General features: G+C 61.1%; 19 protein-coding genes and 1 pseudogene. 12 read left to right on the forward strand and 8 right to left on the reverse strand.

The window, feature by feature from the left end; translation table 11 throughout:
• The 11 genes and pseudogenes from DM807_RS21030 to DM807_RS21075 form a co-directional block, all read left to right on the forward strand.
• The coding region (locus DM807_RS21030; protein WP_179027573.1) for an acetolactate synthase large subunit at positions 1–1,167 on the forward strand (1,167 nt) is incomplete at its 5' end.
• 127 nt (positions 1,168–1,294) lie between these two features.
• Complete coding sequence (locus DM807_RS28190) at positions 1,295–1,768, forward strand: FAD-dependent oxidoreductase (protein WP_012273820.1); 474 nt, start codon at positions 1,295–1,297, stop codon at positions 1,766–1,768.
• Positions 1,765–2,397: a hypothetical protein gene (locus DM807_RS28195; protein WP_425326932.1), complete on the forward strand. Its 633-nt coding sequence runs from the start codon at positions 1,765–1,767 to the stop codon at positions 2,395–2,397. The genes DM807_RS28190 and DM807_RS28195 overlap by 4 nt, the downstream gene beginning before the upstream one ends.
• A 575-nt stretch (positions 2,398–2,972) precedes the next feature.
• Complete coding sequence (locus DM807_RS21040) at positions 2,973–3,869, forward strand: nitrilase family protein (RefSeq protein ID WP_179027877.1); 897 nt, start codon at positions 2,973–2,975, stop codon at positions 3,867–3,869.
• 10 nt (positions 3,870–3,879) lie between these two features.
• A pseudogene (locus tag DM807_RS21045) lies at positions 3,880–4,541 on the forward strand (hypothetical protein).
• Positions 4,538–5,527, forward strand: a complete 990-nt coding sequence (locus DM807_RS21050; RefSeq protein WP_179027878.1) for an asparaginase — start codon at positions 4,538–4,540, stop codon at positions 5,525–5,527. Before DM807_RS21045 ends, DM807_RS21050 begins: the two are co-directional and overlap by 4 nt.
• 92 nt (positions 5,528–5,619) lie before the next feature.
• Positions 5,620–6,171: a UPF0149 family protein gene (locus tag DM807_RS21055; RefSeq protein WP_012273815.1), complete on the forward strand. Its 552-nt coding sequence runs from the start codon at positions 5,620–5,622 to the stop codon at positions 6,169–6,171.
• A 136-nt stretch (positions 6,172–6,307) separates the two neighbouring features.
• Positions 6,308–6,937 (forward strand): glutathione S-transferase family protein, encoded by a 630-nt coding sequence (locus DM807_RS21060; RefSeq protein WP_012273814.1) that lies wholly within the window; start codon positions 6,308–6,310, stop codon positions 6,935–6,937.
• Between the two features lie 27 nt (positions 6,938–6,964).
• Complete coding sequence (locus tag DM807_RS21065) at positions 6,965–9,001, forward strand: pyridoxamine 5'-phosphate oxidase family protein (protein ID WP_179027879.1); 2,037 nt, start codon at positions 6,965–6,967, stop codon at positions 8,999–9,001.
• A 72-nt stretch (positions 9,002–9,073) separates the two neighbouring features.
• A complete protein-coding gene (locus DM807_RS21070) occupies positions 9,074–9,970 on the forward strand; it encodes a LysR family transcriptional regulator (RefSeq protein WP_012273812.1) in 897 nt (298 codons plus the stop codon).
• A 157-nt stretch (positions 9,971–10,127) separates the two neighbouring features.
• A complete protein-coding gene (locus DM807_RS21075) occupies positions 10,128–11,423 on the forward strand; it encodes an MFS transporter (RefSeq protein ID WP_041166576.1) in 1,296 nt (431 codons plus the stop codon).
• A 49-nt stretch (positions 11,424–11,472) separates the two neighbouring features.
• On the opposite strand, the gene DM807_RS21080 is transcribed toward DM807_RS21075, so the two are convergent.
• The 8 genes from DM807_RS21080 to DM807_RS21115 all read right to left on the reverse strand — a co-directional run bounded on the left by DM807_RS21080 (position 11,473) and on the right by DM807_RS21115 (position 19,463).
• Positions 11,473–12,342 carry an aldose 1-epimerase gene (locus DM807_RS21080; RefSeq protein ID WP_069942833.1) on the reverse strand — a complete coding sequence of 290 codons (870 nt, stop codon included), beginning with the start codon at positions 12,340–12,342 and terminating at the stop codon, positions 11,473–11,475.
• 25 nt (positions 12,343–12,367) lie between these two features.
• Entirely contained in the window at positions 12,368–13,291 is a 924-nt protein-coding gene (locus DM807_RS21085) for an EamA family transporter (protein WP_069942834.1), read from the reverse strand.
• Positions 13,292–13,348: 57 nt separating this feature from the next.
• On the reverse strand, positions 13,349–14,629 hold the full coding sequence (locus tag DM807_RS21090) for a TRAP transporter large permease (protein ID WP_012273808.1): 1,281 nt from the start codon (positions 14,627–14,629) through the stop codon (positions 13,349–13,351).
• Entirely contained in the window at positions 14,630–15,157 is a 528-nt protein-coding gene (locus tag DM807_RS21095; RefSeq protein WP_012273807.1) for a TRAP transporter small permease, read from the reverse strand.
• A gap of 66 nt (positions 15,158–15,223) precedes the next feature.
• Positions 15,224–16,195, reverse strand: coding sequence for a TRAP transporter substrate-binding protein (locus DM807_RS21100; protein WP_012273806.1), 972 nt, complete (start codon positions 16,193–16,195; stop codon positions 15,224–15,226).
• A gap of 64 nt (positions 16,196–16,259) precedes the next feature.
• Positions 16,260–17,141: a glucurono-1,5-lactonase gene (locus DM807_RS21105; RefSeq protein WP_179027880.1), complete on the reverse strand. Its 882-nt coding sequence runs from the start codon at positions 17,139–17,141 to the stop codon at positions 16,260–16,262.
• A 26-nt stretch (positions 17,142–17,167) separates the two neighbouring features.
• Entirely contained in the window at positions 17,168–17,974 is an 807-nt protein-coding gene (locus tag DM807_RS21110) for an NAD-dependent epimerase/dehydratase family protein (RefSeq protein WP_012273804.1), read from the reverse strand.
• A 250-nt stretch (positions 17,975–18,224) separates the two neighbouring features.
• Positions 18,225–19,463 carry an OprD family porin gene (locus tag DM807_RS21115; protein WP_012273803.1) on the reverse strand — a complete coding sequence of 413 codons (1,239 nt, stop codon included), beginning with the start codon at positions 19,461–19,463 and terminating at the stop codon, positions 18,225–18,227.
• A gap of 533 nt (positions 19,464–19,996) precedes the next feature.
• On the opposite strand from DM807_RS21115, the gene DM807_RS21120 reads away from it, so the two are divergent.
• Positions 19,997–21,147, forward strand: a protein-coding gene (locus tag DM807_RS21120; protein ID WP_085985440.1) for an IS3-like element ISPpu22 family transposase whose coding sequence is annotated in 2 segments (ribosomal slippage) — positions 19,997–20,231 and positions 20,231–21,147 — 1,152 coding nt in all. Because the reading frame shifts where the segments join, the coding sequence is not laid out codon by codon here.
• Positions 21,148–21,165: the final 18 nt, after the last annotated feature.

Consider the following 21,165-nt stretch of genomic DNA (forward strand, 5'->3'; position numbering starts at 1 on the left):
GAAGACATCGCCGCCGAGCAGACTGATGCACTGCCGATCCCGCGCAGCCTGCACCGCCGCCCGCTGGCCGAGCACGTGGCCATCGAAGCAGCCGTCGAGAAACTGCTGAACGCCCGTAACCCGATCCTGGTGATCGGCGCAGGCGCCAACCGCAAGATGACCGCCAAGGTCCTCAAGCAACTGATCGACAAAACCGGTATCCCGTTCATCACCACCCAGATGGGTAAGGGTGTGGTCGACGAGCGCCACCCGCGCTTCCTGGGCAACGCTGCGCTGTCGTCGGGTGACTTCGTTCACCGCGCCGTCGAAGCGGCCGACCTGATCATCAACATCGGCCACGACGTGATCGAGAAGCCGCCATTCTTCATGGTCCGTGGCGGCACCGAGGTCATTCACATCAACTTCCGCTCCGCTGAAGTCGATGCCGTGTACTTCCCGCAGGTTGAAGTGATCGGCGACATTGCCAACGCCGTGTGGCAGATCAGCGAAGCGCTGAACGACACGTCGCACTGGGACTTCACCCGCCTGATGGCCATTCGTGAAGCCAACGAAGCACAGATCGCCGAAGGTGCCGACGATAACCGCTTCCCGGTCTACCCGCAGCGCCTGGTGGCCGACATCCGTCGTGTACTGCCGTCCGAAGGCATCGTTGCCCTGGACAACGGCATCTACAAGATCTGGTTCGCCCGTAACTACAAGGCGCACAAGCCCAACACCGTGCTGCTGGACAACGCCCTGGCGACCATGGGCGCCGGCTTGCCATCGGCGATGGCCGCGCACCTGGTGCACCCGGACCGCCCGGTGATTTCGGTGTGCGGTGACGGTGGCTTCATGATGAACAGCCAGGAGCTGGAAACTGCGGTACGTCTGGGCATGCACATCACCGTGGTGATCCTGCGTGACGACGGCTATGGCATGATCCGCTGGAAGCAGGCCAACATGGGCTTCACCGATTTCGGCCTGGACTACGGCAACCCGGACTTCGTCAAATACGCCGAAGCCTATGGTGCCAATGGCCACCGCGTGGAAAGCGCCGAAGGCCTGCTGCCGCTGCTGGAACACTGCATCAAGACCCCAGGCGTGCACGTGATCGACTGCCCGGTCGACTACAGCGAGAACGACCGCATCCTCAACAGCGAGTTGCGTGAGCGCGCGCTGGCGGTATAACGTCCAACGCAAGCCAACACCCACAGGCCTTTCTCGATTCTGTGGGTGTTGGTGACACATAACCAACACTCCGCACATCTCAACTCGATCATGCTCAGGCTTCTCAATTCATGGAGCGCCCGAGAACATGACCATCGGTTCGACCCACAACTATCCTGCTGATCTGGCCCTTGAGCCATCCTTGCCCTTGCAGCCGTGGGCCGCACGGTTTCCGAATCCACCAGACCTCTGCTTCGATTACCGACGTCTGGTTGAACAACCGGGAGGCGTTGCAAGTGCCGCCCAACCGGAACATCGGATCTGCATTGTCGGTGCTGGTGTCACAGGGTTAACTGCTGCTCGGGAATTGCTACGCTGTGGTTTCACCCGCATCACCTTGATAGAGCAGTCGCAGCGTGTGGGCGGTCGCCACCTGACTGTGGTGAACAAAGGCGGTAATCACAAGCAGCCTTCAACGCCATTCGAGATGGGGGCCATGCGTATACCTTTGTTCAGCAGGACAGGCGAACCGCCTAAAGATGGACGCTCGCTTATGGCTATTACGCCAAGCTGTTCGAGCTACGGCTTTCCGAATTTCCAAACCCTGGGACACCCTGGGTGAATGCAACGGGTATCTATCTTCGGAATGGACAACTAGAAGGAGAGGGGAAGCCAGCGCTGCTGATTTGGCGAAATCCAGAAGGGAATACCCCTCCACCTACAGCCACACTGCAAAAGGTCTATGAAAAATGGTACCGCTTCGCCGGGCAGTTTGCCGAGCGCATCGCTGTGGTATATGGCACGCAATGCTGGGCGTCGATATGGCAGAGTGTTGTCGAGCGCTATCACCTGATGTCATTCAGGGATTTGGTACATTTGCCGATGCTGACAGCGTGGGACCCCGCCAACCCTGGTGATTTCGGTGGGTTGGGCATGAGCCGTGAAGAGTCGGCCATTTTCTATTCCATCGGCATTGGTGATGGGAGCTGGGGAGCGTTCTATGACGTCTGCTGCCTTTACCCACTACGTACAGCAATTTTGGGTTTCAGCAGCCATTTGCAGCTGGTGCATGGCCGTGTCGATAAGGAAGGTGTGCCATATGCTGCACCGTATCTGGAGGCCAGCACTGTGCCTGATAGCAGAGGGCTGATGTTCAACGGGCCGGCTTATATTGGGCACTCCCGCAGTCGATTATGGACGCATGGAACCACGCTCATTGGGAAACCAGCTGCAAGGTCTATGCGCCACTGAAGAAGCACTATCTGGACCGCAACTCGGCGCTACCGCAGATTCTCGTCACCGACAGCTTTGTCCACGACGTCTATGCCTACCGATACAACGACCATTACGCCGATGACTGCATGAAGCCATATCGCCCTATATCGATACCCGAAACATTTGCATACAGCGCTGGATGACGGACAAAAATGCGCTCGGCTGCGCGAAGCTGTATCGAGCAGGTACCTACTATGACGCGGTCGGGCTGATGAAATACAACCGCGATTTCAGCCCGCTCAGGGCTGTATCTGGCTGGAGAGTCTTTCTCTGTTGACGCCGGCTGGACCGAGCCGTGTTTGCGTACCGCGCTGGATGCAGTCATCAACCTCTGCCATCGAACTTCAGCGGCGTTCAATGGTGGCTCACCCTTGAGGACTACCCCCATTATCAAGTTGGGAAATAGCGGCGTCCGAGCGTTTCTGTGAGACTTTTCCTATTGCAATTATTCGCTTGTCTGTCGACCCAATAGGACTCACCCGACTGTCCCCGCCAAGCCGAACCCCGCTCTACTGGCGACCTTCCAAAACAACCACAAGAAGGAAGCCGCCATGTCTGAACACAGCACCCCCGTCAGCCCTGTCCGTATTGCCGTCATCCAGTACGACCCTCAGGTCGGGGTCGAACACAGCGACGGCAATTTGAGCAAAGGCTTGGCACTGGCTCGACGCGCGGCGCGTGAAGGCGCCAATCTGATCGTGCTGCCCGAGCTGGCCAACACCGGCTATACCTTCCACTCCCGTGCCGAGGCCTACGCCCATGCCGAGACGTTGCAGGAGGGCCGCAGCCTGAAAGCTTGGGCAGCGTTCGCCAGAGAGCACCGGGTGTATCTGGCAGCGGGTTTCACCGAGCGTGATGGACTGAAGCTATACGACAGTGCCGCACTGTTCGGCCCCAACGGCCTGCTAGGGCATTACCGCAAGGCTCACCTATGGAACCAGGAGAAGCTTTGGTTCACCCCGGGCAACCTCGGGTTCCCTGTGTTCGAGACAGCTATCGGTCGTATAGGCCTGTTGATCTGCTGGGATATCTGGTTCCCTGAAGTGCCGCGGCTTATGGCCGCACAAGGCGCCGACATCATTTGCAGTTTGAACAATTGGGTGTGGACTCCACCCCCCCTGTTCGACGAAGCAGGTCGTTGCATGGCCTCGTACCTGACCATGACCGCCGCGCACGTAAACAATGTCTACATTGCCGCCGCCAACCGTATCGGCAATGAACTGGGAGGGCGCTTTCTCGGTTGTTCATTGATCGCCGGTACCAATGGTTGGCCTATCGGGGAGGTTGCCAGTGCGCAGGAGGAGGCCATTCTGTATGCCGACGTCGACCTTAGCAGCGCGCGTTCAGCACCGATCTGGAACAGCCTCAACGACCTGCAGCGTGACCGCCGCACCGACCTCTATGATGCGTCGCTTGGCTATCGCTTGCATACGCCTATGCCACGCTAAGGGGGCGCGTATGAAGGCATTACGTTTGTCCAGTCGGCAGCGCTCCCCTGTATTGCTCTTCATTTGCTTGTTGATGCTGCTGGTAGCCAGCCTAGCGCTGGGCCAATGGCCGGACTACGCGCAACTGGCGGCGACACTCGATCAGCCGCTAAGCCGCTTGCGCTGGATAGTGGGTGATATCAGCGAAGTGGCATTCTACAAACATGAACTGCCTGCTCTGGGCTTGTTGCTAGGGGCTTGCCTGGCGCATTGGGCCCATGTTCGCGGGTATCGATGGCAAGGTTTTGCCATCTGCTATGGCAGCGGGCTGTGGCCCCGGCTGCACCGGCATACGGTTCAATGCTGGTGATGCACATTGTGGCAGGGCAGGCCCTGGCGTCCCTGGTTGGTGTCGTCATCTGGCGTAGCCAGTGGCAAGCCCGTGGGTGGTACCCTACCTACATTCCGATTGTCTCGATCGTTCCGGCCGCGGTGCTGACGCATGGCGGCAGCTGGGAAGTCGTGGTGACCAGTGCTGTGCTGGGGGCGCTGGTGGCTCCGCCGCTGGCGGTGGCGATCACGCGCCGGTTGCCGGCCTATGTGCATGGCTACATTGGCAACGTGATGTCGATGGCCATCAGCACGCTGGGAATTGTGCCGTTGATCGGGTTACTTGTGGGAGGAGACGCATGATTGAGCATTCAAGCCTGCCCAGGCTGTCGATCGCCAGCTTAGGGGGCACTGTCAGTATGCAGGCCGGGGCTGCTGGGTGTGGCGTGGCCCCAGCCCTGGATTGTGAGCAGCAACTGTTGCAAGTCCCACAGTTGCGCGAAATGGCGCAGTTGAACGTTGCTTCATTATCCCTGCTCCCCAGTGCATCGCTGGGCTTCGTGGCGTTGTTGGATGTGCTGGTCTGGGCCCGCAGCGAGGTAGAGCGCGGTGCCCAGGCCGTGATCCTGACCCAAGGCACCGACAGCCTTGAGGAAACGGCCTATTTCCTTGATCTGCTCTGGCCATTCGATGCACCGTTGGTGATGACCGGTGCCATGCGCTCGGCCAGCCAGGCGGGCAACGATGGCCCGGCCAACCTGCTGGCTGCGGCACAGGTTGCATTGGCACAAGGCAGCCGAGGGCGTGGTGTACTTGTGGTGATGAATGATCAGGTCCATTGCGCGGCAAGGGTTCGCAAGATGGCCAGCCTGGCGATGGCGGCTTTCGAGTCACCAGGCTTCGGCCCTTCGGCGGAAGTTGTAGAGGGTGTTGTGGTCTATCGCCATCCGCCAGGTCGTCGGGCTGTGCTGCCGTTACCGTGTCGCACCGACCAGCGCGTTGCCCTTCTGGAGGCTTGTCTGGATGTGGACACAGCGCTGCTGCAGGCTGTGGCTCCATTGGGCTATGAAGGGCTGGTCATTGCTGGTTTCGGTGCTGGGCACGTTTCCGGTACTTGGTCCGATGTGCTGGAGCATCTGGCGCCCACCTTGCCGGTCATTGTAGCCACCCGCACAGGTAGAGGCCCTACAGCCCGGACAACATACGGGTTTGCAGGCTCCGAGATCGACCTGCAGCGCAAAGGCGTGCAAATGGCCGGGCACCTCTGCCCGCGCAAGTGCCGCATCTTGCTTTGGCTGCTGATTGGCACCGAACGGCAGCATGAGTTGCAGGGCTGGTTGGCCATCTGAGGAATCTGCCCGCGCAGTGGTGCTCGCGGGCAGCCCTTGCGCCGTTGCTGTGCTAGGGTGCACACACTTTTGCTTCCCAGGATTTTCACCCCATGCTCCCCGTACTCAGCGAAAAAGAACTCGACCGCCTCGAAGACCTGCTGATCACCTATGGCAACGACTACTCGGTACTCAACCTGGCCGAGCTCAATGGTTTCTTCACCGCGCTGGCCAGTTCACCGGTAACCGTGACCCCAGAACATTGGTTGCCAGCCGCTGCCGGTGGCAAGGTGCCAAAGTTCAAGAAGCCGGCACATGAAGAGGCTTATGTGGCGTTGATGCTGCGCTATGCCAGCCAAGTGGCGGAAGAGCTGAGCGATGATGTCGACCAGTTCGAGCCGCTGTTCGAAGAAAGGGAAGACGAGCAGGGCACTGTGATCGTGATGGAGGAATGGTGCTTCGGCTACATGCGCGGTACCCAGATTGCCGGTTGGGGCGAGTTGCCGCAGGAGCAGGACCAACTGCTCAAGGCGATTTCGCTGCATGGGTTGGAGGACAATTTCGAACTGCTGGACCAGATGAGCGAAGCGGATATCCAGGCCTGCGTACCGCAGGTTGTCGAGGCTTCGCGCGGGTTGTTCCGCTATTTCAAGAAACTGAACTGACCACCTGCACGTTCTGGAAACCATTATTCCGCTGCGCGAAATTATGGTTTCCCCTGCGCACTGATTCTGCTGCCAGCCGATCCAGTGCAGCATGTGCTCCATCAGCCCATCCCGGTGCTGACCAGGAGCCAAGCCCATGTCGAACCCGATCAAGCTCTACAACTTCCCCAAGTCTGGCCACGCCCATCGCATCGAGCTGATGCTCTCGCTGCTGAACCTGCCCACAGAGCTGGTGTTCGTCGACCTGGCCAAAGGTGCACACAAGCAGCCGGACTTCCTTGCCCTCAACCCGTTTGGCCAGGTCCCGGTCATCGATGACAACGGTACGGTGATCGCCGATTCCAATGCCATCCTCGTCTACTTGGCGAAAAAGTATGACAACGGCACTTGGTTGCCCGAAGAGCCTGCTGCCGCTGCCCGTGTGCAACGTTGGCTGTCAGTCGCTGCCGGTCCGCTGGCCTTCGGCCCGGCTGCGGCCCGCCTGGTGACGGTGTTCGGGGCTTCGTTCAATACCGACGAAGTGATTGGCCGTGCCCACACCCTGCTCAAGGTGATCGATACAGAGCTAGCCAGGACGCCATTCCTGGCGGGCAGCACGCCCACCATCGCCGACATTGCCAATTACTCGTACATCGCCCACGCGCCCGAAGGCAACGTGTCGCTGGAGCCCTATGCCAACGTGCGCAGCTGGCTGGCACGGATCGAGTCACTGCCAGGCTTCGTGCCCATGCCACGCACAGTGATCGGGCTGCAGACCAGCGCCTGACACCCCGCCATCGGGAGGAACGCCGCCATGCAACAGACCCCGGACCATCGCCCCTCGCCCTGGCATGCGGGCGAGAAGACCCTGCAGGAAAAGGTCGGTGTAGCAGAGCGCATGGAGGCGTTCGGGCAAAAGGTCATTCGTGACTACATGCCCGACCAGCACCGTACTTTCTATCATCAGTTACCTTTCATGATCGCCGCCAGCGTGGATACCCTGGGTCGGCCGTGGGCCACCCTGCTGGAGGGGCCAGAAGGGTTTGTCAGCTCGCCCGACCCTCGCCTGCTGACCATCGATACCACGTTGCCAGCGGACGACCCCGCCACCCCTGGGCTGGCAGCAGGAGAGGCGGTCGGCCTGTTGGGTATCGAGTTGCACACCCGTCGGCGCAATCGCATCAATGGGCAAATCCATCAGGCTGCACAAGGGCAACTGCAGGTGGCCGTGGAGCAGTCGTTCGGCAACTGCCCGCAGTACATTCAGTTGCGTGATTACACCCGTGTCGACCAACCCCCCCAGGGGCGCGTTGACGCCCCTGAACTGGATGCCACGACTGCCAGCATGATCGAGGGCGCCGATACCTTCTTCGTCGCCAGCTATGTCGAGCACGGCAATGGCCAGCGCTCGGTGGATGTCTCCCATCGGGGTGGTCGGCCAGGGTTCATCAAGGTCGAAGGCAGCCTTCTGACCATTCCCGACTACGCTGGCAACCTGCACTTCAACACCTTGGGCAATTTGCTGGTCAACCCGCAGGCAGGCTTGCTGTTCATCGATTTCAATAACGGTAATGTTCTGCAGGTATGCGGGCGTGCCGAGGTGCTGCTGGACAGCCCTGCCATCCAGGCTTTTGAAGGTGCCGAGCGGTTATGGACGCTGCAGGTCGAGCAGGTGGTGTGGCGCCCGGCTGCGGTCTCACTGCGCTGGGCCTTCAAGGCGTACGCACCGACCAGCCTGATGACGGGTACCTGGGCCGAGGCCGACGCGCGCCTGGAGCAACGCCGGCAACAGCGCCAATGGCAAGCCTGGCGTGTGCTGCGGGTGGAGCAGGAAAGCCGTGATATCCGCTCGTTCTACCTTGAGCCACCGGCCGGTAGCCATGTGGCCTTCGCGCCAGGCCAGCATCTTCCTGTGCAAGTGCAGCGTAATGGCGAGGCTGCGCTGATCCGCACCTACAGCCTGTCCAGTGCACCCGCTGATGGCTACCTGCGCATCAGCGTCAAGGCCCAGGGCCCGGCCTCGCGCTACTTGCACGAGCGCATCGTGGCGGGTGATGTGTTGAACGTGCGCCCACCGATGGGCAGCTTTACGCTCGACCAGCAAAGCACACGGCCGCTGGTGCTGATTGGTGCAGGTGTGGGTATTACGCCCTTGCTGGCCATGCTGCGTGAGCAGGTGAGCACGGGGCAGGCCCGGCGAATTCATTTGTTTCATGGCGCGCGCAGCCTGGCCGAATTGCCGTTTCAGCAGGAGCTGGCGAGTTTGCAGCAGCAGGCCGCTGGGTTGTTGCGCGTGCACCGTGCCCTCAGCCAACCGGAAGGGCATGCGCGGGTCGGTCGCGATTTCGAGTTTATCGGGCGATTGGGCATCGAGCAGGTCAAGGCGACGCTGGCGCTGGACGACTATGACTTCTACCTGTGCGGCCCAGGCAGCTTTACCCAGGCATTGTATGAAGGGCTGCGCGGGGTGCATGTGCCGGATGCGCGGATTCACGCCGAGGCCTTTGGCCCGTCGACGCTGCGCCGGCACACGGATGACGGGCGGCCCACCGTGCAACAGCCACCCGCTGCCAACGAGCCGGTGCCGGTGTATTTTGCGGCTTCGGCGAAGGAGGCACGCTGGACGCCCGGTAGCGGTACGTTATTGGAGTTGGCCGAGGCGCGTGGGTTGGCGCCAGAGTTCAGTTGCCGGGGCGGCTCGTGCGGCACCTGCAAGACCAAGCTCGTCAGTGGCCAGGTGCATTACCCGAACCTACCGGCAGAGCTGCCGGAGGCGGGTTCGGTACTGATCTGTTGTGCGGTGCCGGCACATCAGGAAGAGGGCGCACAGGCCCTGGTGCTGGAAATCTGATATGCCTGTCCTGCAAGCATAAAACGCCCGGATATCCGATAATCTCCACCCCCTCCGATGCCAGGAGCTCGCATGGACCAGATCCACCTGATGAAGGTGTTCGTTGCCGTCGGCGAACTGGAAAGCTTCGCCGCCGCTGCTCGCCGCCTGGACATCTCGCCAGCCGCCGTCACCCGCGCCGTCAGCGCTCTGGAAGACCAGCTGGGGGTCAAGCTGCTGCTGCGTACCACCCGCAGCGTGCGCCTGACCGAGGCCGGCGGGCGCTATCTGGAAGACACGCGGCATATCCTTGCCAGCATTCACGAAGCCAACGAGGCGGCTGCCGGTATCAACGCCACCCCCAAGGGCGACCTGGCAGTGACCGCGCCGATCCTGTTCGGCAAGAAGTTCGTCATGCCGTGCATCGTCCGCTACTTGCAGCAGTACCCGGAAGTCGATGTTTCCGCCTACTTCCTCGACCGTGTTGTGAACATGGTCGAGGAGGGCATGGACGTGGCCGTGCGCATCGGTCCTTTGCCCGACTCCGGGTTGAAGGCGTTGCGGGTGGGCAGGGTGCGTCGCATGTTGTGTGCCTCGCCCGACTACCTGGCGCGTCATGGCGTACCGGAGCACCCGTCGGACCTGGCAGGGCATGCGGTGATCGGCACCACCAACCTTTCGCCACGGGCCGGTTGGCGCTTTGGGGTCACCGATGAGCCGACGCTGGTACGCATGAAGCCGCGGCTGACGGTAACCAGCAATGATGGGGCAATCGCAGCGGCCAGCGGCGGGCTGGGGATTGCCCGGCTGCTGTCGTACCAAGTGGCAGAAGAGCTGGCCAGCGGGCAACTGCAGGTGATCCTGGCCGAGTACGAGGAGGCGCCCTGGCCCATTCATGTGCTACACCGCGAAAGCAAGTACGGCTCGGCCAAGGTCAGGGCCTTTATCGACATGCTGGCGCAGGCCCTGCGAGCCCAGCAGCTCGATTGAGGTCGTACAACATAGCTACAAACTGCTATAAATAATAAGTGTTGTACGACGACCTATGACGTGGCAATCTTCCGCCTGAAACAATTTGTCGCAAATAGCCCCCGTCGGCCTTTGCGCCAATCACCCGCAACTCTAAAAACAAAAATTCAGGTGAACCATGAAGATGAAAGGCATCCGTTGGTGGATGGTCAGCCTTGTCACGGCCGGGCTCGTCGTCAACTACCTCGCCCGCAATACCCTCTCGGTGGCTGCCCCCACCTTGATGACCGACCTTTCCATCAGTACCGAGCAATACGCCAAGATCGTCGCCGCCTGGCAGGTGTGCTACGCCCTCATGCAGCCGGTGGCCGGCTGGTTCATCGACTTCATCGGCACCAAGCTGGGCTTTGCCGTGTTCGCCATGGCCTGGTCTGTGGCCTGTGCCGGCGCGGCCCTGGCTACAGGCTGGCAGAGCATGGCATTCATGCGCGGGCTGCTGGGCATGACCGAGGCCGCGGGCTTGCCGGCCGGGGTCAAGGCTACTACCGAGTGGTTCCCGGCCAAGGAGCGTTCGGTGGCGATCGGTTGGTTCAATATCGGCTCGTCGCTTGGCGCCTTGCTGGCGCCGCCACTGGTGGTGTGGGCGATCCTGCACAGTGGCTGGCAACTGGCGTTCGTCATTGTTGGCGCGTCAGGCATTGTCTGGACGTTGCTGTGGATGCTGCTGTACAAGCACCCGCGTGACCAGAAGCGCCTGAGTGATGAGGAACGGGACTACATCCTTGCCGGGCAGGAAGCGCACTTCAAACAGGACACCCGCGAGAAGGGCGCGTGGAAGCGCATCTTCAAGACCCGCAACTTCTACGCCATCGCATCGGCGCGAATTCTTTCCGAGCCCGCCTGGCAAACCTTCAATGCCTGGATCCCGCTGTACCTGATGACCGAGCGGCACATGAACATCAAGGAAGTGGCGATGTTCGCCTGGCTGCCGTTCCTGGCGGCCGATATCGGCTGTGTGCTGGGCGGTTACCTAAGCCCGTTGTTCCACCGCTACTTCAAGGTGTCGCTGTTCACCTCGCGCAAGATGGTGCTGGTGTTCGGTGCCAGTTGCATGATCGGCCCGGCCTGCATCGGCCTGGTGGAAAGCCCGTACACCGCGATCCTGTTGCTGTGCATTGGCGGCTTTGCCCACCAGACGCTGTCGGGGGCGCTGTACTCGATCACTTCGGATTCGTTCAGCAAGGACCAGGTGGCCACGGCGACCGGCATGGGTGGCATGTGCGGCTATCTGGGGGCGGCGGTGTTCACCCTGGTGTTCGGCGTGCTGGTCACGCAGATTGGCTACAGCCCGTTGTTCGTGGTGCTGGCAGCGTTCGATATCGTGGCGGCGGTGCTGGTGTGGAAGGTGGCGCGCGAAGTGAGTGGCGAGTCTTCTGTCAGGAAGATGGCAAGCTCGACCGAGGCACTGGCATAAGGCTTGAGATTTTGGGGCCGCTTTGCAGCCCCAATTCCAGGCAGCTCCCTTACAGCGCCTGATACTGCATCCTGAACCCAAGGTTCATCGCTTCCCCACGCTGCAGCAACCGCAACCCCGGCCGCCCTGGCAAGTGATGCGCATTGACCGGGTGGCTTACCGGCTCAAAGCAGAAAAAGCCTTGCCCTTGCGGGCAGAACAGCAAGAAGTGCTCAGCCCCGCTGGCACTGCACGTCAGTCGATGACCCGCGCTTGGCTGTTCAATCACACACTCCCCCGGCCAACCACTGAAGGCATGATCGACGACGCTCTCAGGCAAAAGCCCCATGGCATTGAAACGCCACGGTTCAGGCACTTCGGCCTGATACGACGGCAACCGCCCATCCTCGGCCAGCCACACCTTGCGCGCCGCCGCGTACAGCTTGGTATCGGGATAGCGCGGAAAGTAAGGGTGCAAACCCAGCCCATACCAGGTCGCCAGCGCTTCCAGGTGCACCACATGCAGGTCCAGGTTCAGGCAGCCCTCATGCAAGTGCACATCCAGCGTGGCTTGGTAGGCAAACGGCACGGCACTGTCCAGCCTCAGCCGCGCACGTCGTTCGCTGTGGTGCTCTACCTGCCAGGCCTGCTGCCAGGCACTTCCATGAATCGGGTATGGATCATGCTCGGTGTTCGGTGCCAGTGCCTGCCAGCCCTCGGGCTGGGCAAAGCCACCCTCGGCAATGCGGTTGGACCACGGTGCCAGCGGGTAACAGGCCAGCCGCCTCGGGGTGCCACTGGCCAGCGCAGCCGTGTCGGAATGGCGCAGCAACGGCTGGCCGGTTGCCTTCACTTCCCAGTTCACCAGGCTGGCGCCCAGCTCCGGTGCCAGGCTCAGACGGGTCAGGCGGTCCTGCAGGTGCAGCTCGGTCACAGCCATGCAAGGCTCCTTTCTGGATGATCGATCAATGGGGCCGACGGTAGGTGAGCAGCACGATGCCGCACACCACCACGGCGCCCCCGAGCAGTTGCAGGGGGCTTAGGTGCTGATCGAGCAAGGCCCAGCCCAGCAGCAAGGTGGCGATGGGTTCAACGTTCATGACTGGCGCGTTCTGCGCCATGTTCAGGCGAGGTACACAAACGAACAGCAAGGTGAAGGCCAGGCCGTATAACACCACCAGGCTGGCCAGGGCCGCCCAGCCGCTGCTGCTGCCTGGTAGTGACAGGCCGGACGGCATCACCCCGCTTGCGCCTGCAATCAGCATGCTGGAGAACACGATCAGCAAGGTCAGCAGGCTGCGCACGGGGCCCCGCACGCTGGCCAATTTGTGGTCGGTGATCCACAAGGCGCAGGCAAAGGCACAGGCGGCGCCAAAGGCCAGGCTGATGCCCGTTGCCCAGTGCGGGTTGGCCGCGCCACTGTCGGCCAGGCGTGCCGGCACATCCAGTGCCAGTACCAGACCGCACAGGATCAGGCCCATGAACAGCACCGTGCGGCCGGTGGGGCGTGCGCCACCCAGTGCCCAAGTGAGCAGTGCCAGCAGTATCGGAAAGGTGTTGCCCACCAGCAGCGCCAGGGCGACCGGGATGCGCGCTACCGCCGAATACAGGCACAGGCTCTGGGTGGCGATCAGCAGGCCGAGCAGCAGTTGCCAGTGCCGGGTACCGGCAGGCAGGCCCAGCGCCTGGCGTTGCCACACCAGCAGGCCGGCCAGCACCAGCAAGGTAATACCTGAGCGGCAGAGGATCGCCAGCAACACGCCGGTGCCGTCATCGAAGGCGATGCGTGCGGCAATGTGGTTGCCGGCGAATGAGCAGGCCAGCAAAGCCAGCAGGGCAATGGCCAGCTTGCGTGGGAACAAGGGGGAAACAGAGGAGGGGACAGCCATGTGCAGGATCCGTTTGCAGATAGAGCCAAAGGGGCCGCAACGCGGCCCCGATTCTATTTACAGCACCACGCTAGGCAGCCACAGCGAAATGGCCGGAATGTAGGTCACCGCCATCAGCACCAAGAACAGCGCCAGGTAGAACGGCAGCAGCGCCTTCACCGTCGACTCGATGCTCACCTTGCCGATGGCCGAACCGACGAACAGCACGGCGCCCACCGGTGGGGTGATCAGCCCGATTCCCAGGTTCACCAGCATGATCATGCCGAAGTGCACCGGGTCCACGCCGATACCGGTGATTACCGGCAACAGGATCGGCGTAAGGATCAGGATCAGCGGCGCCATGTCCATCACCGTGCCCAGCAGCAACAGCATGAAGTTGATGCACATCAGGATCACATAGCGGTTGTCCGACAGGGTCAGAAACGCCGTGGTGATTTTCGACGGGATCTGCATCAGCGTCATCACGTAACCAAAGCTGGCGGCAAAGCCGATCAGAATCATCACGATCGAGATGGTGCGCACCGTGCGATGCATCAGCTTGGGCAGGTCGCGCCACTTGTAGTCGCGGTAGACGAACATGGTCACGAAGAACGACCACACCACCGCCACTGCCGCCGACTCGGTAGCGGTGAACACGCCCGACAAAATGCCGCCAAGGATAATGACCATGGCCATCAGGCCCCACAGCGCTTCACCGGCGATTTTCAGCGCCTGGCGCATCGGGATCACTTCGCCCTTGGGGTAGTTGCGCTTCTTGGCGAAGATCAGGCACAGGCCCATCATCACCGCACTCAGCAGCAAACCGGGCATGACTCCCGCCATGAACAGCGAGGCAATCGACACCGTGCCGCCCGCCGCCAGCGAATACAGCACCGAGTTGTGGCTGGGCGGGGTCAGCAGCGCCTGTACCGAGCCGCTGACGGTCACGGCAGTGGAGAATTCGCGCGGGTAACCCTTGCGCTCCATCTCTGGGATCAGCACCGAGCCCACCGAGGCGGTGTCGGCCACCGACGAGCCGGAAATCGCGCCGAAGAAGGTCGAGGCCATGATATTGACCAGCGACAGCCCGCCGCGCACGAAGCCCACCAGCACTCCGGCAAATGCCACCAGCCGCCGTGACATACCGCCTTCGGCCATGATCGCGCCGGCCAGCACGAAGAACGGAATCGCCAGCAGCGAGAACTTGTTAACCCCACTGGCCACCTGAATCATCATTGCCTGCAGCGGGATATCGATCCACCAGGCGCCAATCAGCGCCGACAGGCCCAGGGCATAGGCCACCGGCATGCCCAGCAGAATGAGCATGATGAAACTGCCCAACAGAATGAACGCATCCATTTACGCCGCTCCTTCGCTTTCTTCTACGTGGTCGAAGCGCACCACCTTGCGGTGGCTCTGATCGCCCAAGAGGAGTTTTTCCAGTACGAACACCAGGGTCAGCACACCACCGAGCGGAATCGGCGCATAGGTCATGCCAACCCGCACCCCAGGCAATGACGCCAGAGACTGGTTCCAGGTAGTGATGCACAGCTTGGTGCCGTAGTAAGTCATGAACACGCACACCAGAATCATCAGCACTTGCACCAGCAGCGCAACCAACTGGCGCTGCAGTGGTGGCAGGCGGTCTGTAATCATCGCCACCGCCATGTGCGCCCCAGCCCGGTAGCTGGCTGCGGCGCCGACGAAGGTGAACACCACCATCAGCAAGATGGCCACTGGCTCCGGCCAGCTTGAGCCAGTGCCGAGCACGTAGCGGGCGAAAATGCCCCAAGGGATGATCAGCGACATGGCCAGGATCGACAGGCCGGCGATCCAGATGCAGCCGCGGTACAGCGTGTCGTTCGCACGCAGAAAAAGGTTCTTCATGGGCATCACCAAAGCGGCAGGGCGGCGGGCGCCGCACTGCCGAGGTCGTTTGGGTAGGGGGCGCTGTTACTGGACGGCGTCGATGCGCTTCATCAGGTCGGCGTACTGCGCGCCGTATTTTTCGCGTACCGAGGCAGTGGCGTCGTAGAATGGCTTCTTGTCCACGGTGATGAACTCGACACCGGCGGCCTTGAGCTTCTCTTCGCTGGCGGCGGACTTGGCATCCCACAGTGCGCGTTCTTCCATCTGCGCTTCACGCGCGACCTTCTTCACAAGTGCTTGCTGCTCGGGGCTGAGTTTGTTCCAGGTGGTTTTGGACATTACCACCGGCTCCGGCAGAATCAGGTGCCCGGTCAAGGTGTAGTACTTGGCGCTCTGGTAGTGGTTGTGCTCGAGCAGCGTGGGCGGGTTGTTCTCGGCACCATCGATCACGCCGGTCTGCAGGGCGCTGAAAATTTCCCCGGTGTCCATGGCGATACCGTTGCCGCCCATGGCGTTCATCATGTCGATGAACAGCGGGTTGCCCTGTACGCGAATCTTCATGCCCTTGAGGTCTTCCAGGCTGCGTACCGGTTTTTTCGTGTAGATGCTGCGCGAGCCGCCATCCATCCAGGCCAGGGCCACCAGGTTGAAATCGGAGTTGGTGATCTTGTCGAGGATCTCCTGGCCGATCTCGCCGTCGATGATCTTGCGCATGTGCTCATGGTCGCGGAACACGAACGGCATGTTGAACACGTTTACATCCGGCACCACCGGGCCGACGATCCCCAGGCTGACGCGGGTCATCTGCACGGCGCCGATCTGCGCCTGTTCGATCACTTCCTTCTCCGAGCCCAGCACGCCGCCGGCGAACATCTTGAAGGTGATGTCGCCGTTGCTGGCTTCTTCCAGCTTTTTACCCATGTTTTGCTCGGCGACCACGGTCGGGTAACCGGCCGGGTGAATTTCGGCGAACTTGATGTCCAGTGCCGAGGCGGGTGTGGCGACGCTGAAGGCGAAGGGGAGTACGGCAAGGAGCAGCTTGCGTTTGAACGTCATGATGAAACTCCGTGGTTTTTATTATCTGGTTTCGTGTGTGCAAGTGTGGGGGCGGCAAGGGGCGTCAGCCCCGGTAGGCAGGTTCTTCCAGGCCCTTGGTGCCAGGGTTGAGGGCAAATACCCCGCCGGCCAGGGGCTGGTCGCTGAGGTCTGTGCCCGCAGGGCGGATCGAAGTGACGTACAGGGTGTCCAGGCTGGCGCCGCCAAAGGCGCACATCGCCGGCTTTTTCACCGGCACGCTGAGTGAGCGGTCGAGGCGCCCGTCGGGGGTAAAGCGGTGGATCTGCCCGGCATCGTTGCCGCAGATCCAGTAGCAGCCATCCTGGTCGATGGCGGCGCCATCGGGGCGGCCGGGGTAGCCGCGCATATCGACGAACAGCCGCTTGTTGTGCGGTGTGCCGCTGTCGATGTCATAGTCGAAAGCCCAGACCTTTTGCACGCTGGGGTGCGAGTCGGACAGGTACATGCGCGTGCCGTCGGGGCTGAAGGCCAGCCCGTTGGGCACGATCATGCTGTCTTGCTGCAGGTGCAGGTGGCCTTCGCTGTCATGCCGGTACAGCGCGCCGACATGGGCGCCTTGCTGCATGTCCAGCAGCATGGTCCCGGCCCACAAGCGGCCCTGGCGGTCGCAGCGGCCATCGTTGAAGCGCATGCCGGCCTGGGCATGCTGGACGCTGTTGAGCAAACGGCTGTCCAGGCTGCCGTCGGCTTTGGCCTGGATCTGGAAGATGCCGCTTTCCATGCCTGCTACCCAGCCCTGAGCGCTGCGGGCGATGCAGGCCAGCATCTCGTCGCCCTGCCAGACCTGGTGCTTGCCATCGGCCGCCTGCCAGCAGTGCAGCTGGCGGGCGGGAATGTCGACCCAGTACAGAGCCTGTTCGCTGACGTGCCACACGGGGCTTTCCCCAGTGCCGTTGCGGGCGTCGACAATCAGTTCGCAATTCATGGCCGTGCCTCCTGGCGCGTGTGGGTTCAGTTGAATGGGCCGGCCACGGCGAAGGCGCCGCCCTGGTAGACCATGCTCGGGTCATCGGCGGCGGGCGCCGGCTGGGCTTCAACGGCGGCGCGGAAGGCTTCGGAGCTGTCCTTGGGCACATAGCCAAGGTGCTCGGCATGGCGGTTGTCCCACCACACGGTGCGGTTGTCGGAGGCGCCGTAGACGATGGTGTGGCCAACGTCGGGCGTGAACAACCCACGCTCGATCAGTTGCACCAGGTCGTCGTAGCTCAGCCAGGTGCAGAGCATGCGCGGGTTCTGAGGTTGCGGGAACGACGAGCCGATGCGAATGCTGACGGTCTCGATGCCGTAGCGGTCGAAATAGAAGCTGGCCACATCCTCGCCGTAGCACTTGGACAACCCGTAGTAGCTGTCGGGGCGGCGCGGGGAGTGGGCGTCGATGCGCTCATCCTGGCGGTAGAAGCCGATGGTGTGGTTCGAGCTGGCGAAGATGATGCGCTTCACCCCATGCTTGCGTGCTGCCTCGTAGACATGAAACACACCGCAGATGTTGGGGCCGAGGATGTCTTCGAAGGAATGCTCGGTGGACACGCCGCCGAAGTGAATGATGGCGTCCACGCCTTCGACCAGGGCGTGGACCGCAGCCTTGTCGGCCAGGTCGCAGGTGATCACTTCTTCGTGCGGCCCGGCAGCAGGTGCCATAGGGCTGATATCGGAAAGGCGCAGGACCTCGGCGTAGCCTTGCAGGCGTTCGCGAAGGACCTTGCCCAGGCCGCCTGCGGCTCCGGTGAGCAGCAGGCGATTGAGGGGAGTAGGGGTCATGGCCGGCTCTTGTTGTTAATTGTTGTAGGTTGTCGTATGACTTAGCTGATTATTGGCGGTGGGTTCGGTTGTTGTCAATGACAACTCAGTGACTGATTAGCGTTATGTGCGGTACTTGTAGGAGCGGCCTTGTGTCGCGAAAGGGCCGCAAAGCGGCCCCGGCAATTTTGCGGTGAGGCCAAGACCCTGGGGCGCTTCGCACCCCGATCGCGACACAAGGCCGCTCCTACAAGGGCCCGTGTTGAGCGGGTTACAGCAACGACAACGGGTAGTTGAAGATCAACCGGTTCTCATCAAACTCGTTGTTGCTGTAATCCCGCCGAATCGACGAGTTGCGCCACTTCACACTCAAGTCCTTGAACGCCCCGCTCTGGATCACATACGCAAGCTCCGTCTCGCGCACCCACTCCTTGCCATCAGTGACCGACCCGGTATGCACATCGCGCCCGCTGATATAGCGGTTCATCAAGGTCAACCCCGGCACCCCGACCGTCACGAAGTTGAAGTCATGGCGCACCTGCCACGAGCGTTCGTTGGCATTGTCGAAGCTGGAGTTGTAACTGTCGTTGGCCAGGGTCCCGCCGCTGGTGCCGTTGACCCGCATCCAGGTATCGCCATCAACTTTCTGCAGCCCCACCCAGAACGTGCTGCCGCCGTACTTGGCCGAGAACATCCCCGAGTAGGTCTTGTTGTCCAACTGCCCGGCGCGCTCGGAGCCATCCTCATCGCCCTGGAAGTAGCCCAGGTTGGCGCCCAGGGTCCAGTCACCCACTGGCTGGTTATGGCTCACTTGCAGATACTGCTGCTGATACACGTCCTTCAGTACCGCATTCCACAACCCCACCAGCGTGCGGTCCTGGTTGAATTTATACTCGCCACCGACGAAGTTGAAGCGGTCTGACACCCCGCCGCCGTAGCTCATGTCTTCCATGCTGGCGTCGTTACGCGGGCTGTTGCCGCGGAACTGGCCGCCATACAACGTCAACCCGGCGATCTCGTTGGAGGTGACTTGCCCGCCACGGAACGTCTGCGGCAGCGAGCGCCCGTCGTCCGAACGCAAAATCGGTAGCACCGGCATCCACTCGCCGATTTTCAGTTCGGTCTTGGAGATCCGTGCCTTGCCTGCGACTGCCAGGCGCCCGTAGTCGTCTGCTGGCTTGCCATCGTCGTGGCGCGGGAGCAACGCTGTACCATAAGTGCCGCCGCCGCCATCGAGCTTTACCGACCATAGCCCCAGCACATCCACCCCGAACCCGATCGGCCCTTGGGTGAATCCCGACCGCGCATCGAGGATGAAGCTTTGCGTCCATTCCTCGGCCTTGCTTTGCGGGTTGCTGGGGTTGGTGAAGTTACGGTTGATGTAGAAGTTACGCAGCCCGAGCGTAGCCTTGCTGTCTTCGACAAATCCAGCAGCCAGGCTGGTGCCCGGCAGGCCAGCGATGACACCGGCGCCCAACAGGGCGAAAGGCAGGGTATGGCAGACTCTCATTATTGTTGTGCTCCCGAAGGGTATGGCAGCCCGTCCACCGGGCACGCGCGAGCGGCCTGCGGTAGGGGCGGGTAGGTAACGGGCCGGTCAGGGCCAGGGGTGAAAGCGCGGAAACGGGCCGCTAGGTACTGATGGGCGTACGCCAGCCAGTTGGGGGTAGAGGGATGTGCAACAGACGTGGATGCAGCGGGATGGGTGTCGACATGGGATCGTCCACTGATTGTTGTTTTTGTTATGTGTTGTCGTACAACTGTGGGCGATTATTAGCAAGGCCGAGGTAGGCTGTCAACGTGTAATGGCCTATTGATTATAGGCCCGGCACTCGAATAATGAGGTGTAGCGGCTCTATCATGCCTTCTACAAAGACATACGATGACTTCGCTTAAGCTCCAAGGCTTGCACAGTCCCTGAAGGGGCAGCCTGAGTGATGATGCAGGACAGTTGCTGCGAAGGGCTCAGCGTCATCTCACTGAATCGCCCCTGGTTTCGTAGACACCTCCAAGCCTCATAATGAGGCCCAAATAGGAGGTGTCATGAGTCGTCAGCGTTACCCCGAAGAATTCAAAATCGAAGCGGTCAAGCAAGTGACCGAGAAAGGCAAGACTGTCGCCGATGTTGCCCAGCGCCTGGGCATGTCTGTTCACAGCCTCTACGCCTGGATCAAGCTCTACAGCAAACCCCAAGAGCAGCGTCAGCAAGACGATGAGCAGCAAGCCGAACTGCGCAAGCTTCGCGCAGAACTCAAGCGCGTGACTGAAGAGCGAGACATCTTAAAAAAGGCCGCCGCGTACTTTGCCAAGGAGTGCAACTGAAGTACGCCTTCATCAAGAAGCACTCGACGGATCACCCGGTGCGGCGCCTATGCCAAACCCTAAAGGTGCATCCCAGCGGCTACTACGCCTGGCTGACCGAGCCTCAATCTGCCCGAGCAAAAGAAGATCATCGTCTGCTTGGCTTGATCAAACATGCTTGGCTCGAAAGCGGAGGTGTGTACGGCTACCGCAAAATTCATGATGACCTGCGTGAGCTGGGAGAGACATGCGGGCGCAATCGAGTCGGACGCTTGATGCAGGCAGAGGGGTTGCGTTCGCAAACGGGCTATCGGCGGCGTCCAGGGTTTTACGGTGGAAAGCCAACAGTGGCCTCTCCCAACCATCTCGCGCGGCAGTTCAAAGTCAGTGAGCCGAATAAGGTCTGGGTAACCGATATCACTTACATCCGCACCTATGAAGGATGGCTGTACCTAGCGGTAGTCCTGGATCTGTTTTCCCGCCAAGTGATTGGCTGGTCAATGAAGCCCCGCATGTGCAGCGACCTGGCGCTTGACGCGATGTTGATGGCCGTGTGGCGCCGCAAACCACGGCAGCAAGTGATGATCCATTCAGACCAAGGCAGTCAATTCAGTAGCTCAGACTGGCAAAGCTTCTTGAAGGCCAACAATATAATCAGCAGCATGAGTCGGCGGGGAAATTGCCACGACAATGCCGTAGCCGAAAGCTTTTTCCAGCTTTTGAAGCGGGAGCGAATCCGACGAAAAATCTACGCAACACGTGACGAAGCCCGAAGTGATATTTTCGATTACATTGAAATGTTTTATAACCCAAGGCGCAGACACAGCAGTGCTATGCAGCTGTCGCCAGTAGAGTATGAGAAACGCTATTTTCTGAGCTTGGAGAGTGTCTAGGAAACCAGGGGCGATTCA

The sequence above is a fragment of the Pseudomonas hunanensis genome (assembly GCF_013393325.1).
Lineage (GTDB): Bacteria > Pseudomonadota > Gammaproteobacteria > Pseudomonadales > Pseudomonadaceae > Aquipseudomonas > Aquipseudomonas putida_P.